Raw genomic sequence first — 13635 nt, forward strand, 5'->3', positions numbered from 1 at the left:
CAAGCCCCCTCGCCACAAAGCTCCCTCGCCACAGGTTTGGGTTTGGCTTTATTTCTCTAACTGACGGGTATCGCCCATGTCTGCTCAAACACCGGATTCAGCGGCCCGAAGCTACCTGGGCAGTTTCAGCAAAAGTGCCGAAAGCGAATTCATGCCGGAAACCGCTGGTGCCTCGTTGCAAGATTCGCCGCGCTGGTCGCGGATCACCGTGTGGCTGGCGGCGGCGCTGCTGATCACCTCGCTGGTCTGGGCGAAGTTCGCGGTGTTGCAGGAAGTCACCACGGGCGAAGGCAAGGCGATTCCGTCAAGCAAGATTCAAGTGATCCAGAACCTGGAGGGGGGCATCGTCACGGAAATCTTCGTGCGCGAAGGGCAAATGGTGAACAAGGGCGACACCTTGCTGCGCCTGGATGACACGCGATTTCTGTCGAACAAGGGTGAAAGCGAAGCGGACCGCTATGCGCTGACCGCACAAGTCGAACGGCTGTCCGCCGAAGCGGAAGGTCGGCCGTTCAAGCTGTCCGCGGAAGTGATCGCCAAGGCGCCGCAAGTGGCCGAGGACGAACGCTCGCTGTACGAACAACGCCAGCGCAGACTGGCCAGCGAGCAGCGCACGCTGACCGAACAACTTCGGCAGAAAACTCAAGAACTGGCGGAGTTCCGTTCCAAACAAGGGCAGTTCAGTTCCAGCCTGGCGCTGCTGCAACAAGAGATGAACATGTCGGCGCCGCTGGTGGGCACCGGTGCGGTTTCGCCGGTGGAAATCCTGCGACTCAAACGCAGCGCGGTGGAAATCCGTGGCTCGCTGAACGCCACGACCCTGGCGATTCCCCGTGCCGAATCGGCCATCAATGAGATCAAAAGCAAGATCGACGAGTCCGAACAATCCTTCCGTTCGGACGCGGCAAAAGAGCTGAATGAGAAACGCACCGAACTGTCGAAAATCACTGCCTCAAGCATTGCCATCGACGACCGGGTGACGCGCACCACTGTGGTGTCACCGGTGCACGGCATCATCAAAATGCTGAAGGTCAACACCATCGGCGGCGTGGTCCAGCCGGGCAACGACATGGTGGAAATCGTGCCGCTGGAAGACAACCTGCTGATCGAAGCCAAAGTCCGGCCACAAGACGTGGCCTTCCTGCATCCGGGCCAGAAAGCCATGGTCAAGTTCAGCGCTTACGACTACACGATTTACGGCGGGCTGAGTGCGAAGCTGGAGCTGATCGGGGCGGACACCATCACCGATGACAAGGGCAACAGCTTTTATCTGATACAGGTGCGCACCGATAAGAATCACTTGGGCGGGGATGCGAAACCGTTGCTGATCATTCCGGGGATGATAGCGACCGTGGACATTATTACCGGGGAGAAAAGTGTGCTGGATTACCTGCTTAAACCGGTGTTGAAAGCGCGGACTGAGGCGATGCGCGAGCGTTGATCGCTTATCAGTGATCGTTCCCACGCTCCGCGTGGGAATGTCGCCCGGGACGCTTCGCGTCCCTTTCCGGATGTGACGCAGAGCGTCACTGGATGCATTCCCACGCAGAGCATGGGAACGATCATCGCCCGTGATTTTTTTGGTAGGTTTCCTCCCCCATCGCCGCAATCTGCCCCTCGATCAACGCCTCGAACGGTTTTAACAACGGCTCAAAACTGACGGGTGATTCAAGCGTCTGCAACGCCTGCACAATCGCCTCCACCGTCGACAACGCCCCAGGCCCCGGCGCCTTGCGCAGGCGATAACGGGACACCCCACCCTCGGCCAATGTCACCCTGGGCAACGCCGCCAACAGCGGATTGAGGTGCAGCATTTTGCGCGCCTTGCGCCAGGTGCCGTCCGGGACCACCAGCAATAGCGGTTCATCATGGGTGGTGTAAGTTTGCAACGGCTGCGCCTCGTCGGCAGGAAACAGCAACCGCGCCTGATAGCCCGGCTGATTCAACAGCGCCGGCAAATCCGCGAACACTTCGCCAACAATCAACTCGGCATTCTTCAACCCCAATGCTGCCAACCGCGCGGTGTTCAGCGCATGGTTCACTTCGCTCGGATGTTGCAACAACAGCACCCGGGTGCGGCTGTCGAGGCTCGGGATCAGCGGGCACAGGCAGTGAGTTTGTGGACGCAGGCAGCGTGGGCATTGGATTCTGGACATGTTCTCAAACCTGATTGAGCTGTGCTTTGAGCAAATCGCGAAAAGTCTGGATCAGCGGTTCGCGGCTGCGGCCACGGCGCACGATCATCGAGAACGGAGCCTGATAACCGAACGTCGCTGGCAGCAACACGCGCAAATCCCCTTTGTCGGCCCAGGCTTGGGCGTAGTGCTCCGGCAGGTAACCGATGTAAGCGCCGGACAGCACCAGAATCAACTGGGCCTCCATGCTTTCCACAGTCGCCGCGCTGTGCTTGAAACCGTGGCGGGCCAGTTCGGCCTGGCTCCAATAGCCGCGACCGACCATGCGCTGCTGGGTGATGACTTGCTCGGGAATACGCCGCTCGGTGAACAGCGGATGGCGACTGCTGCAATACAGCCAGTGTTGCTCGCGGTACAGCGGCATGTAGACCAGACCGCTCATGCGCGTGGAAAAGGCGCCAATGGCCAGGTCGAGGCGGTTGTCCTGCACGCCGAGTTGCAGCTCGTAAGGGCTCATCACCGACAGATGCAAATGCACCGCCGGGTGCTCCTGACTGTAGGCACCGATGGCCTCGGCAAAGGGTAAGGCCTTGTCGCTGACGGTGGAGTCGATCACACCCAGGTTCAAGGTGCCGCGCAGCTCGCCTTTGAGGGCTGCGGCGTATTGTTCGAAACCTTCGAGTTCGGCCAACAGACGCAGGGTTTCCTGATGGAACAACTCGCCCTTGCTGGTCAGGCTGAAACCACCGCGACCGCGATGGCAAAGCACCAGGCCCAGGGCTGCTTCGAGCTGGCTCATGTAAGTGCTGATGGCCGAGGTCGAGAGGTTGAGCTCTTGCTGGGCGTTGGCGAACCCCTGATGGCGGACCACGCTGACGAAGATGCGCAATAGTTTCAGGTCGGGTAAAGCGTTGGCCATGGGGGACTCCAGCAGAAAACACGCAGACGATGACGCCTGTAGCAGCTGCCGAGCCTGCGAGGCTGCGTTCGGCTGCGAAGCAGTCGTGAAATCAGGCAACGCGGTGTTTCAGGTAGTCCTCGTGCTCAGGTTCTACGACTGCTTCGCAGCCGAACGCAGCCTCGCAGGCTCGGCAGCTGCTACATGAGCACTGCAAGTCTATCGCCGCCGCGCCCATTAGTTTAGAAAAATCTGAACTAAGTATTTGCCCGTAGCGATTCTTCCCGGCCACTGCATTTCGCAGAATCGGCCCACAGCGGTGCCCGTCTCTCCCCGAGCGTGCAACCGACATAAATAAAACAACGACGATGAGGCCTTACCCGTGGACAAGATTCTTCACCAACCACTGGGCGGCAACGAAATGCCGCGCTTCGGCGGCATCGCCACCATGCTGCGACTTCCCCATTTGCCCTCCGCCGCCGGCCTGGACGCGGCCTTTATCGGCATCCCGCTGGACATCGGCACATCGCTGCGCCCCGGCACCCGTTTCGGTCCGCGTGAAATCCGTGCGGAATCGGTGATGATCCGCCCGTACAACATGGCCACCGGCGCCGCGCCGTTCGACTCGCTGTCGGTTGCCGACATCGGTGACGTGGCGATCAACACGTTCAACCTGCTGGACGCCGTGCGGATCATTGAAGAAGCCTACGACAACATCCTGGAACACGATGTGATCCCCCTGACCCTCGGCGGCGATCACACCATCACCCTGCCGATTCTGCGTGCCATCCACAAAAAGCACGGCAAGGTCGGCCTGGTGCACATCGATGCGCACGCCGATGTGAACGATCACATGTTCGGCGAGAAGATCGCCCACGGCACCACCTTCCGTCGCGCCGTAGAAGAAGGTCTTCTGGATTGCGACCGCGTGGTGCAAATTGGCCTGCGCGCGCAGGGTTACACCGCTGACGACTTCAACTGGAGCCGTAATCAAGGCTTCCGTGTGGTTCAGGCTGAAGAATGCTGGCACAAATCCCTGGCGCCGCTGATGGCCGAAGTTCGCGAGAAAGTCGGCGGCGGTCCGGTGTACCTGAGTTTCGACATCGACGGCATCGACCCGGCCTGGGCACCCGGCACTGGCACCCCGGAAATCGGCGGTCTGACGACCATTCAGGCGATTGAAATCGTGCGCGGCTGCCAAGGCCTCGATCTGGTCGGCTGCGATCTGGTGGAAGTCTCGCCAGCGTACGACACCACCGGTAACACTTCATTGTTGGGCGCCAACCTGCTGTACGAAATGCTCTGCGCATTGCCGGGCGTGGTTCATCGCTGAGGATCGGTCATGAACGAACGTGATCAGGTACTCAACGCCGCCGCAGAACTGGTGTCAGCCTTTGCCCGTAACGATCGCGAAGCCTACTTCGGCGCATTCAGCGCCGACGCCAGTTTCGTGTTCTACACCCTCGAGCAGCCCTTGCTGTCGCGCGATGCCTATCAGGCGTTGTGGGACAGCTGGCGCGCCGAGGATGGCTTCGAGGTGCTGTCATGCACCTCGAGCAACGCCTTCGTCAGCCTGCAAGGTGACGTGGCAATTTTCATCCATGACGTGGCCACCGAGCTGCGCATGCAAGGGGAGCAACACTTCAGCCAGGAGCGCGAGACGATTGTTTTCAAGAAACAAGCGTCTGGCCAAGAACAACAAGGCCTATGGCTGGCCTGCCACGAACATTTATCCGCAATGCCGGAAGGGCTGCCACCCCCTTAGCCAAAGTGACGCTCACGCACGATGAGCGCGCCTTTATGATCGGAGCAGATCATGAATAACAACAACAAAGACCAAAGCCTTACGCAAATCGAAACCCACGGGGTCGAACAGATCCCGGACAATGAACGCACCGCCGGCCCAACGGACTTGTTCCGGATGATCTTCGGCGGTTCCAACACCTTTGCCACCGCCGTGCTCGGCAGTTTCCCGGTACTGTTTGGCCTGTCTTTCCAGGCGGGCATCTGGGCAATTGTGCTGGGCGTATTGCTGGGCTCGCTGATCCTTGCGCCGATGGGTTTGTTCGGGCCGCTTAACGGCACCAACAACGCCGTGTCGTCCGGTGCGCACTTCGGCGTGCACGGGCGAATCGTCGGTTCGTTCCTGTCGCTGCTGACCGCCATCGCCTTCTTCTCGCTCTCGGTGTGGAGTTCGGGCGATGCGTTGATCGGTGGCGCGAAACGCCTGATCGGCCTGCCGGAAACCGACTTCACTTTAGGCCTGGCCTACGGTCTGTTCGCGATTCTGGTGCTGACGGTGTGCATCTATGGTTTCCGCTTCCTGCTGTGGGTCAACAAAATCGCCGTGTGGAGCGCCAGCCTGTTGTTCCTGCTGGGCATCTTCGCTTTCGCCGGTCCCTTCGATGTGAACTACGCCGGCAGCGTCAGCCTCGGTCAACCGGGTTTCTGGGCGGCCTTCATCGGCGCGGCACTGGTAGCGATGAGCAACCCGATTTCCTTCGGCGCGTTCCTCGGCGACTGGTCGCGCTACATCCCGCGTGACACCTCCAAGCGCCGGATCATGGCCGCCGTGGTGATCTCGCAGATCGCCACCTTCATCCCGTTCCTGTTCGGCCTCGCCACCGCCACCATCGTGGCGATCAAGGCACCGGACTATATCGCGGCCAACAATTACGTCGGCGGTCTGCTGGCGGTGTCGCCGAGCTGGTTCTTCTTGCCGGTGTGCCTGATTGCGGTGATTGGCGGCATGTCCACCGGCACCACTTCGCTGTATGGCACCGGGCTGGACATGTCCAGCGTGTTCCCGCGGGTGCTGTCGCGGGTCAAGGCAACGTTGCTGATCGGCGTGATGTCGATTGCGTTCATCTTCATCGGGCGCTTTGCGGCGAACCTGGTGCAGAGCGTGTCGACCTTCGCCGTGCTGATCATCACCTGCACCACCCCATGGATGGTGATCATGATCATCGGCCTGCTGGTGCGTCGCGGCTTCTATTGCCCGGATGACCTGCAAGTGTTCACCCGTGGCGAAAAAGGTGGCCGTTACTGGTTCACCCACGGCTGGAACTGGCGCGGCCTGGGTGCCTGGATCCCAAGTGCGCTGGTGGGTTTGTGCTTCGTGAACCTGCCGGGGCAGTTTGTCGGCGTATTGGGCGATCTGGCCGGGGGCATCGACATCTCCCTGCCGGTGACGCTGGGCCTGGCTTGCGTGGTGTACCTGACGCTGCTGAGCCTGTTCCCGGAACCGCGGGAAGTGTTTGGCCCGACCGATGCACGCAGCAAGGGCACTGATTCGCTCGGTAAACCGGCGATGCGTCAAGTTGCCTGATTCACCGGATTACCTGTGGTCAACGCATTACCTGTGGGAGCGAGGCTTGCCCGCGAAGAACGATGACGCGGTCTGCCTGATGGGCCGCAGCGCAGCCATCGCGGGCAAGCCTCGCTCCCACAGGAATTGGTATTCCCACAAAGATTGATTTTCGCCTCACCATAAAAAAGACAATCGGAGAATCGCCATCATGGCTTTGGATTTATTCGTCGTTCTCATTTACGCCGCCGCGATGCTGGTGCTCGGCTACTTTGGCATGCGCAAGGCCAAGACCCACGAAGACTATTTGGTCGCCGGTCGCAACCTCGGCCCTGGTCTCTACATGGGCACCATGGCCGCTACCGTTCTGGGTGGTGCGTCCACCGTCGGCACCGTGCGCCTGGGCTATGTTCATGGCATTTCCGGTTTCTGGCTGTGCGCCGCCCTGGGTTGCGGGATCGTCGCGCTGAACCTGTTCCTGGCCAAACCGCTGCTGAAACTGAAGGTATTCACCGTTACCCAGGTGCTGGAAAAGCGCTACAACCCAATGGCTCGTACCGCGAGCGCAACCATCATGCTGGCCTATGCGCTGATGATCGGTGTGACCTCGATCCTGGCGATCGGCACTGTGCTGCAAGTGCTTTTCGGTCTGCCGTTCTGGCTCTCGGTGCTGCTCGGCGGCGGTGTGGTGGTGATCTACTCGACCATCGGTGGCATGTGGTCCCTGACCCTGACCGACATCGTCCAGTTCGGGATCCAGACCGTGGGCCTGATGTTCCTGTTGCTGCCGATCTGTCTGTACCGTGTCGGTGGCTGGGATCAACTGGTTGCCCAATTGCCGGCCGCCAGCTTCAACTTCACCAGCATCGGCTGGGACACCATCATCACCTACTTCCTGATCTACTTCTTCGGCATCCTGATTGGTCAAGATATCTGGCAACGGGTATTCACCGCACGAAGCGAAAAAGTCGCCAGGTACGCCGGTACATCAGCCGGGATTTACTGCATTGTCTACGGCCTGGTGTGTGCGCTGATCGGCATGGCTGCTCATGTGCTGATTCCGGATCTGGACAACGTCAACAATGCCTTTGCCGCCATCGTCAAAGTGTCCCTGCCGGACGGTATCCGCGGCCTGGTGATCGCTGCTGCACTGGCGGCCATGATGTCCACCGCCAGCGCCGGCCTGCTCGCCGCATCCACCACCCTGACCGAAGACCTGCTGCCGAAACTGCGCGGCGGTAAACAGTCGAACGTGAGCGTCAATCGCCTGTTTACCCTGCTGACCGGCATTGCAGTATTGGGCATCGCTCTGGTGGTCAATGATGTGATCAGCGCACTGACCCTGGCCTACAACTTGTTGGTGGGCGGCATGCTGATCCCGTTGATAGGTGCCATTTACTGGAAACGCGCCACGACGGCCGGCGCGATCACCAGCATGGCCCTGGGCTTTGTCACCGCGCTGGTGTTCATGTTCAAGGACGGTATGGACGCCAACACCCCGATTTACTACAGCCTTGCCGTAGGCCTGGTGAGTTTCGTGGTGGTCAGCTTGTTGTCCCGTCGCCCGGCCGTGGTAGCAAGCGCGATCTAAGCTTTCCTTAACGACTTGATGCTTTCTTCGACGGGTGTGGCGTCGGTTGCCACACCCGTTTTTTTTCGCCTGAAGGAATCTGCTTATGAAGATCGTCAGCCGCGATCAGTGGCGAATTCCCGGAACGCCTGGTGCACCCGGCCGAAGCGCAGATTCTGGCTTCTCCGGATGGTGAAAATACTTTGAGTAGGGCTTTCGTCGGCGACGACATGTTCGAGGCTCATCCCGACTGCCCGCTGTGCTACGCCGAATACCGGGTAAAAGCCGCGCCGGCCACCGGTTTTATTGAAGAAGGCGACGTGCTTGATCTCGGTGATCGGGTCTTGCAAGTGCTGCACACGCCGGGGCATTCACCGGGCGGCATCAGCCTGTTCGAAGCGGCGACCGAAACCCTGTTCAGCGGCGACATCATTTACGACGGGCCACTGATCGAAGACGCGTACCACTCCAATCTCGATGACTACGCCCGCAGCCTGCAACGCTTGCGCGCACTACCGATCCGCACCGTGCATGGCGGGCATTTCGGCAGTTTTTCCGGGGAGTATTTACGCACGATGATAGACGAGTGGCAGCGTCGGCACGCCTGAAGCCTGCTGTACTCAGCACCAGGGATAACAATAATGACGCCCTCGAAGAACAACCATGACCAGAACAGCCGTTCGTACAGCCGTGCACCGCTTCATCAGCCGCCTGCTGGAAAATCAGCATGACTTTGACGACAACTCCAACCTGATGCAGTTGGGACTGGATAAAGAAGATATTGAAGAACTGATCTTCCATCTAGAGGATCAGTTGGGACTGACAGCGTTTACCGCCGAAGAAGACCGGATGCTCAAGACCGCTACGACTGTCGATGACTTGAGCCGGTTTTTGATAGAGATCGGGCGGTATTGAGACGGGTTGTCAGATACCACCGATATGACGAATGACCTCTGTGGCGAGGGAGCTTGCTCCCGCTCGATTGCGCAGCGATCGCAAGCTGCATCCGTGCTCGACTTGATCCACCTCTGTGGCGATGAACGGGGCCGCTGCGCGCCCCAGCGGGAGCAAGCTCCCTCGCCACAGGTGATTTGACAGATTTACCGGCGGCGCTGCTGTTGGCGGCGACGTTGTTCGTCGTCAGTGCGAATGGGCACGGGTTGCAGAGGCGGTTCGATCAAACCGAGTGCGACACCCAGGTCATGCAGCCAGTTTTGGATTTTCTCTTTCATGGTGCCCCCTTCAGGGTAGTGCCGAGCGGCTGAAGTTCTGTTGCCCCTTCGCACTGATAATAGTCCGAAGTCCTATGCAATGCTCGTCCAACATCGCAATGATCTGTTACTGAATTGATCCAAATCCCTGACCGTTAGTTCAAGCAAATGCCTGGGCCTGAATGGCTGTCGACGGATAGACCGCCTGCTGCTGTTCGATCCACGCATTCAGGTTGGCCCCGACCATGCCTTTGCGCCACATCAGCCAAGTGGTCGCGCTGGCGAACGGCTCGGCCAACGGGTGCACCGCCACACTTTCGCGCCCCGGCAGACTCGCGAGCATCGACTCCGACATCAGCGCCACGCCGGAGCCGGCAATCACGCAGGCGAGCATTCCCGGATAAGACTCGATCTCTATCGCCCGGCCCATGGCCGCATGGTCATGGGCAAACCAGGCTTCCAGACGCATCCGATAGGAACACCCCTGCCGAAACGTAAACACCGAACGTCCTTCGACATCCAGCGCGCTGCGTACCGGCGGATGATCGGCCTCGCTGATCAATACCAGCCGTTCATCGCACAACGGCACGCCGTCGAGCCCGGCCAGTTCCAGCGGTCCGTCCACCAGCGCCGCATCAAGACGCCCGGTGAGCAAACCTTCGAGCAATTCGCCGCTGGGCCCCGATTGCACTTGCAGGTTCACCGCCGGGTAACTGCGGTGATATCGCGCCAACAACTCCGGCAGATGAATTGCGGCGGTGCTGTACATGGTGCCGAGGACGAAATCCCCGGCCGGTTGCCCGCCCTGCACCGCCGCGTGGGCTTCGTTGTGTAAAGCGAACAGCTTGGCGGTGTAGTCCAAAAGGACTTTTCCCGCAGGTGACAACTGCAAGCGCTGACGCTCACGTACGAACAGTTCGACACCGAGTTGCTCTTCAAGCTGCTTGAGCCGGGTCGACAGGTTGGACGGCACACGATGCAGGCGTTCAGCAGCGCGAGTAATGGAGCCCTCCTGCGCCACCGCCTGGAAGATCCGCAATTGGCTGAATTCCACGCAATTCTCCAAACCAGAACAAGTTTCTCACTATTATTCATTTTTAAAGAAAGTCAATCAGTCCTAGCCTGACGGTCATTGATCCTCGAAACGGAACTGCGACCATGTCCCCTCTGATCCGCTTAACCGCCAGCTTTATTGCCTTGATGATGGCCATGGGGATCGGGCGTTTCGCCCTGACCCCGCAACTGCCGCACTTGCTCAGCGAAGGCCTGATCGACCTGACTGCCGCCGGTCTGATTGCCGCCGCCAACTACCTGGGCTACTTCGTCGGCGCGGTGGACGCGATGTTCGCTCGTCGCCCCGGCCAGGTTCGTCGACGCTTGCTCGGCGGCTTGTGGCTCTGTGTGCTGCTGACTCTGGTCTCGTTCTGGGCCAACGGATTCTGGTGGCATCTGGCATTGCGTTTCGGCACAGGCGTGGCCAGCGCCTGGGTCTTGGTGATGATTACTGCACTGAGTCAACCGCTGGCAGCGGCGGCCGGTCGTCCGCGGCTTGGCGCCCTGGTCTTTGCCGGGCCGGGTCTGGGGATTCTTCTGACAGGATTATTGGCCTTGGGCTCGAACCTGCTGGGTCAGACGTCCGCGACGTTGTGGCTGGTGTATGCCGGAGTCGGGTTGGTGATGCTCTTGGGAATTCTGCCGTTTCTGCCGCAACCGGCTGCGCCTGTTATGGCGACCACGCCTGCTGCCACATCGGGCGCCCAAGGTGTCGGACGTTTACCGGTGATTTACGGGTTATACGGTTTGGGCTACATCATTCCGGCCACTTTCCTCTCGCAAATGGCCAGCGCACAGTTCCACGGGCAATGGCAAGCCGACCTGTTCTGGCCATGCTTCGGCCTGGCGGCAGCAATCGGGGTGGTGTTGGTGAGCCTGCGTCGGCACAACCCGAATGCCACTCGCCATTGGCTGATGGCAACGTTGTGGTTGCAGGCGGGTGGCGTCTTCGCCTGCCTGTTGGGCAGCGGTGCCGGCCTGGCGTTGGGAGTGATCTTGTGCGGCGGACCGTTCCTGGCTTGCATGCAACTGGTGATGCAGCGCTCCCTGGAGCTGGCGCCCCATGCCACCCAGCGCAACGCCGGGCTGCTGACCGCGTGCTTCGCCGTGGGTCAGCTCAGCGGGCCCTTGCTGGCGGCGCTGAGCAGTCACTTCAGTGGTGGCTTGCAACCCGCCTTGCTGATCGCCGGCAGCGGTTTGATCATCGCGGGGGGTTTATTGTTGAGCCCGATCAGGGTTGCCCAAGTGCTTTGCGCAAGCGACGGCTGACCCACTGCTCTGCGCTCACAAAAGTGATCCCGAGCAGCACCAGCACCGCGCCGATCACAAAGTTGAGGCTCAGTTCTTCGCCCAGCAGCACCACGCCGAATGTGACGCCGAACAACGGCGTCATGAACGAAAACACCGCCAGGTTCGCTGCCAGATAACGACGCAGCAGCCAGAACCAGGTCAGGTAACTGAAGAACGACACCACCAATCCCTGGAACAGCACGCTGGCCACGGCAACCGTGGTCAGGCTGACATGAGTGACCTGCCCGCTGAGGATCGCGATCAACAGCAGGCCGACGAAGCCGACGATCAGCTGATAAAAAAGCGTCAGAGTCACCGGCGCTTCCGATAAACGCGAGGCGCGCACTACAACAGTGGTCGCGCCCCATGATGCGCCCGCCAGCACGCCCAAAGCATCGCCCATCAGCATGCGGTGGTCGAGGTTGTCCCACGACACGCCACCGGTAAACGCGATGGCAATGCCGATGAAGGCAAGAACAATCCCCAACCACTGCACCGGTCTTAAACGCTCACTGGGCAGCAGCCAATGCACGCCCAACGCGGTGAAGATCGGCGCGGTATAAAGGAACACCGACATGTGCGCGGCCGTGGTCAATTGCAGGCCTTCGGAAATGAAGAAGAACTCCAGGCCAAACAACGCACCCGCCAGCAAACCGCCGCGCCAGGTGCTGCCGACCTGATCCCAGCCGCCCTTCCAGCAGATCAACAATCCCACGAGTAACGCGGAAATGCCTGACCGCCCCGCTGCTTGCATGACGGGCGCAATATCAGGCGCGGCCCACTTGATCATCACCTGTTGCACGCCCCAGATCAGGCACAGCCCGACCATCACTTGCAGGGCAAATCCATCGGCGCTACGCCGGCTGGCGCTCACCGGAACACCTCGATAACACAATCCATGGCAGTGACTCGACAGTAAACAACTTCCACCGTGATGCATTCCTTGTAGCAGCTGCCGAAGGCTGCGTTCGGCTGCGAAGCAGTCTGAATCCAGTTAACGTGGTCTGCCTGATGCACCACAATTTCTGATTTTACGACTGCTGCGCAGCCGAACGCAGCCTTCGGCAGCTGCTACAGATTGCATTACGGCCGCTGGCATTTTTCGCAAAACGAAGGAGGATTGCCCGCAAGAACACCTTGCAGGCAACTCGAATCAGCTGAGCTCGATACGATCAGCGTGAATGACGATCTGGCCGTTCTTGTACAACGAACCGATGGCTTTTTTGAAGTTGCCCTTGCTGACGCCGAACATACTGCTGATCAACGTCGGGTCGCTCTTGTCACTGACTGGCAGGGTGCCGTTGTTGTCGCGCAACTTGGCCAGGATCTTCGAGTTCAGGCTGGTGGCCGCTTCCTCGCCCACCGGTTGCAGGCTCAGGCTGATCTTGCCGTCGGCGCGGACTTCTTTGATAAAGCCCTTCTCTTCTTTACCGGCGCGCATGAACTTGAAAATTTCGTTCTTGTGGATCAGCCCCCAATGCTTGTTGTTGATGATTGCCTTGAAACCCATATCGGTCGCTTCGGCCACCAGCAAATCAACTTCCTGGCCCTGGGTGTAATTGGCCGGGGTCTTGTCCAGATAGCGATCCAGACGTGCCGTCGCGGTAATGCGCCGCGTGTGTTTGTCGAGGTAGACATGCACCACGACGTACTCGCCGGCTGTCATCTGGCGCTTTTCTTCGGAATACGGCAGCAGCAGATCCTTCGGCAAACCCCAATCCAGGAACACGCCGATGCTGTTGACTTCAACAACTTTCAAACTGGCGAATTCACCGACCTGAACTTTCGGCTTTTCGGTGGTAGCGATAAGTTTGTCATCGCTGTCCAGATAAATAAAAACGTTGAGCCAGTCTTCATCTTCGCTGGGAATATCTTTGGGAATATAACGGTTAGGCAGAAGGATTTCGCCATCCGCCCCACCGTCCAGATATAAACCGAAGTTAGTGTGTTTAACCACTTGCAAACTGTTGTAGCGCCCGATTAAAGCCATGTCCAATACCCTCATTGCGTGGGCGGCATTCTACCCGGTTTTGCGGGTCGCGTTCGGCGGCCGGCCCGGTGGCGCAAGAAAATCCGTCGAAGGTCTTAATTTTCCTGGGTTTTATTCGATGCGCTTGCCCGCTCGTCAGACCATTCGAGTGCCTCGCACCAAGGCCTGCCCGCCCGAAAAA

General features: G+C 59.5%; 13 protein-coding genes and 1 pseudogene. 8 read left to right on the forward strand and 6 right to left on the reverse strand.

Annotation, left to right across the window (positions count from 1 at the left end; translation table 11 throughout):
- Positions 1–76 precede the first annotated feature (76 nt).
- Positions 77–1441, forward strand: coding sequence for an HlyD family type I secretion periplasmic adaptor subunit (locus BZL43_RS09570; protein WP_095632088.1), 1365 nt, complete (start codon positions 77–79; stop codon positions 1439–1441).
- Positions 1442–1562: 121 nt separating this feature from the next.
- Here BZL43_RS09570 and BZL43_RS09575 read toward each other — a convergent pair whose 3' ends face one another.
- Complete coding sequence (locus BZL43_RS09575) at positions 1563–2156, reverse strand: tRNA-uridine aminocarboxypropyltransferase (RefSeq protein WP_095632089.1); 594 nt, start codon at positions 2154–2156, stop codon at positions 1563–1565.
- A gap of 4 nt (positions 2157–2160) precedes the next feature.
- Positions 2161–3054: a LysR family transcriptional regulator gene (locus tag BZL43_RS09580; RefSeq protein WP_095632090.1), complete on the reverse strand. Its 894-nt coding sequence runs from the start codon at positions 3052–3054 to the stop codon at positions 2161–2163.
- A 361-nt stretch (positions 3055–3415) separates the two neighbouring features.
- On the opposite strand from BZL43_RS09580, the gene speB reads away from it, so the two are divergent.
- From speB to BZL43_RS09615, 6 genes and pseudogenes are all read left to right on the forward strand, one after another.
- Positions 3416–4366 (forward strand): agmatinase, encoded by a 951-nt coding sequence (gene speB, locus BZL43_RS09590; RefSeq protein WP_095632091.1) that lies wholly within the window; start codon positions 3416–3418, stop codon positions 4364–4366.
- A 9-nt stretch (positions 4367–4375) separates the two neighbouring features.
- Entirely contained in the window at positions 4376–4798 is a 423-nt protein-coding gene (locus BZL43_RS09595) for a nuclear transport factor 2 family protein (RefSeq protein ID WP_095632092.1), read from the forward strand.
- Positions 4799–4849: 51 nt separating this feature from the next.
- The gene (locus tag BZL43_RS09600) at positions 4850–6361 is read left to right on the forward strand and encodes a cytosine permease (protein WP_095632093.1); all 1512 of its coding nucleotides are present in this window, start codon (positions 4850–4852) and stop codon (positions 6359–6361) included.
- 190 nt (positions 6362–6551) lie between these two features.
- Positions 6552–7931 (forward strand): sodium:solute symporter, encoded by a 1380-nt coding sequence (locus BZL43_RS09605; RefSeq protein WP_095632094.1) that lies wholly within the window; start codon positions 6552–6554, stop codon positions 7929–7931.
- 113 nt (positions 7932–8044) lie between these two features.
- Positions 8045–8518: pseudogene (locus tag BZL43_RS09610) on the forward strand (MBL fold metallo-hydrolase); the annotation flags it as partial.
- Positions 8519–8573: 55 nt separating this feature from the next.
- Positions 8574–8825 (forward strand): phosphopantetheine-containing protein, encoded by a 252-nt coding sequence (locus BZL43_RS09615; protein WP_095632095.1) that lies wholly within the window; start codon positions 8574–8576, stop codon positions 8823–8825.
- Between the two features lie 185 nt (positions 8826–9010).
- Here BZL43_RS09615 and BZL43_RS28545 read toward each other — a convergent pair whose 3' ends face one another.
- Both BZL43_RS28545 and BZL43_RS09620 read right to left on the reverse strand, forming a co-directional pair.
- Positions 9011–9142: a PA1414 family protein gene (locus BZL43_RS28545; protein ID WP_256580670.1), complete on the reverse strand. Its 132-nt coding sequence runs from the start codon at positions 9140–9142 to the stop codon at positions 9011–9013.
- Positions 9143–9281: 139 nt separating this feature from the next.
- Positions 9282–10175, reverse strand: coding sequence for a LysR family transcriptional regulator (locus BZL43_RS09620; protein ID WP_095632096.1), 894 nt, complete (start codon positions 10173–10175; stop codon positions 9282–9284).
- Positions 10176–10279: 104 nt separating this feature from the next.
- On the opposite strand from BZL43_RS09620, the gene BZL43_RS09625 reads away from it, so the two are divergent.
- Positions 10280–11443, forward strand: coding sequence for a YbfB/YjiJ family MFS transporter (locus BZL43_RS09625; protein WP_095632097.1), 1164 nt, complete (start codon positions 10280–10282; stop codon positions 11441–11443).
- Here the strand turns inward: BZL43_RS09625 and BZL43_RS09630 are convergent.
- The gene (locus tag BZL43_RS09630) at positions 11406–12338 is read right to left on the reverse strand and encodes a DMT family transporter (RefSeq protein ID WP_095632098.1); all 933 of its coding nucleotides are present in this window, start codon (positions 12336–12338) and stop codon (positions 11406–11408) included. The two genes, BZL43_RS09625 and BZL43_RS09630, sit on opposite strands and share 38 nt — an antisense overlap.
- A 279-nt stretch (positions 12339–12617) precedes the next feature.
- Positions 12618–13454: a S1 RNA-binding domain-containing protein gene (locus tag BZL43_RS09635; protein ID WP_095632099.1), complete on the reverse strand. Its 837-nt coding sequence runs from the start codon at positions 13452–13454 to the stop codon at positions 12618–12620.
- Between the last annotated feature and the right edge of the window lie 181 nt (positions 13455–13635).

Source organism: Pseudomonas sp. PICF141 (assembly GCF_002286815.1).
Taxonomy (GTDB): domain Bacteria; phylum Pseudomonadota; class Gammaproteobacteria; order Pseudomonadales; family Pseudomonadaceae; genus Aquipseudomonas.

Coding starts and splice junctions, on each gene's coding strand:
- BZL43_RS09570 (WP_095632088.1), top strand. CDS start 77: ATGTCTGCTCAAACACCGGATTCAGCGGCCCGAAGCTACCTGGGCAGT.
- BZL43_RS09575 (WP_095632089.1), bottom strand. CDS start 2,156: ATGTCCAGAATCCAATGCCCACGCTGCCTGCGTCCACAAACTCACTGC.
- BZL43_RS09580 (WP_095632090.1), bottom strand. CDS start 3,054: ATGGCCAACGCTTTACCCGACCTGAAACTATTGCGCATCTTCGTCAGC.
- BZL43_RS09595 (WP_095632092.1), top strand. CDS start 4,376: ATGAACGAACGTGATCAGGTACTCAACGCCGCCGCAGAACTGGTGTCA.
- BZL43_RS09600 (WP_095632093.1), top strand. CDS start 4,850: ATGAATAACAACAACAAAGACCAAAGCCTTACGCAAATCGAAACCCAC.
- BZL43_RS09605 (WP_095632094.1), top strand. CDS start 6,552: ATGGCTTTGGATTTATTCGTCGTTCTCATTTACGCCGCCGCGATGCTG.
- BZL43_RS09615 (WP_095632095.1), top strand. CDS start 8,574: ATGACCAGAACAGCCGTTCGTACAGCCGTGCACCGCTTCATCAGCCGC.
- BZL43_RS28545 (WP_256580670.1), bottom strand. CDS start 9,142: ATGAAAGAGAAAATCCAAAACTGGCTGCATGACCTGGGTGTCGCACTC.
- BZL43_RS09625 (WP_095632097.1), top strand. CDS start 10,280: ATGTCCCCTCTGATCCGCTTAACCGCCAGCTTTATTGCCTTGATGATG.
- BZL43_RS09635 (WP_095632099.1), bottom strand. CDS start 13,454: ATGGCTTTAATCGGGCGCTACAACAGTTTGCAAGTGGTTAAACACACT.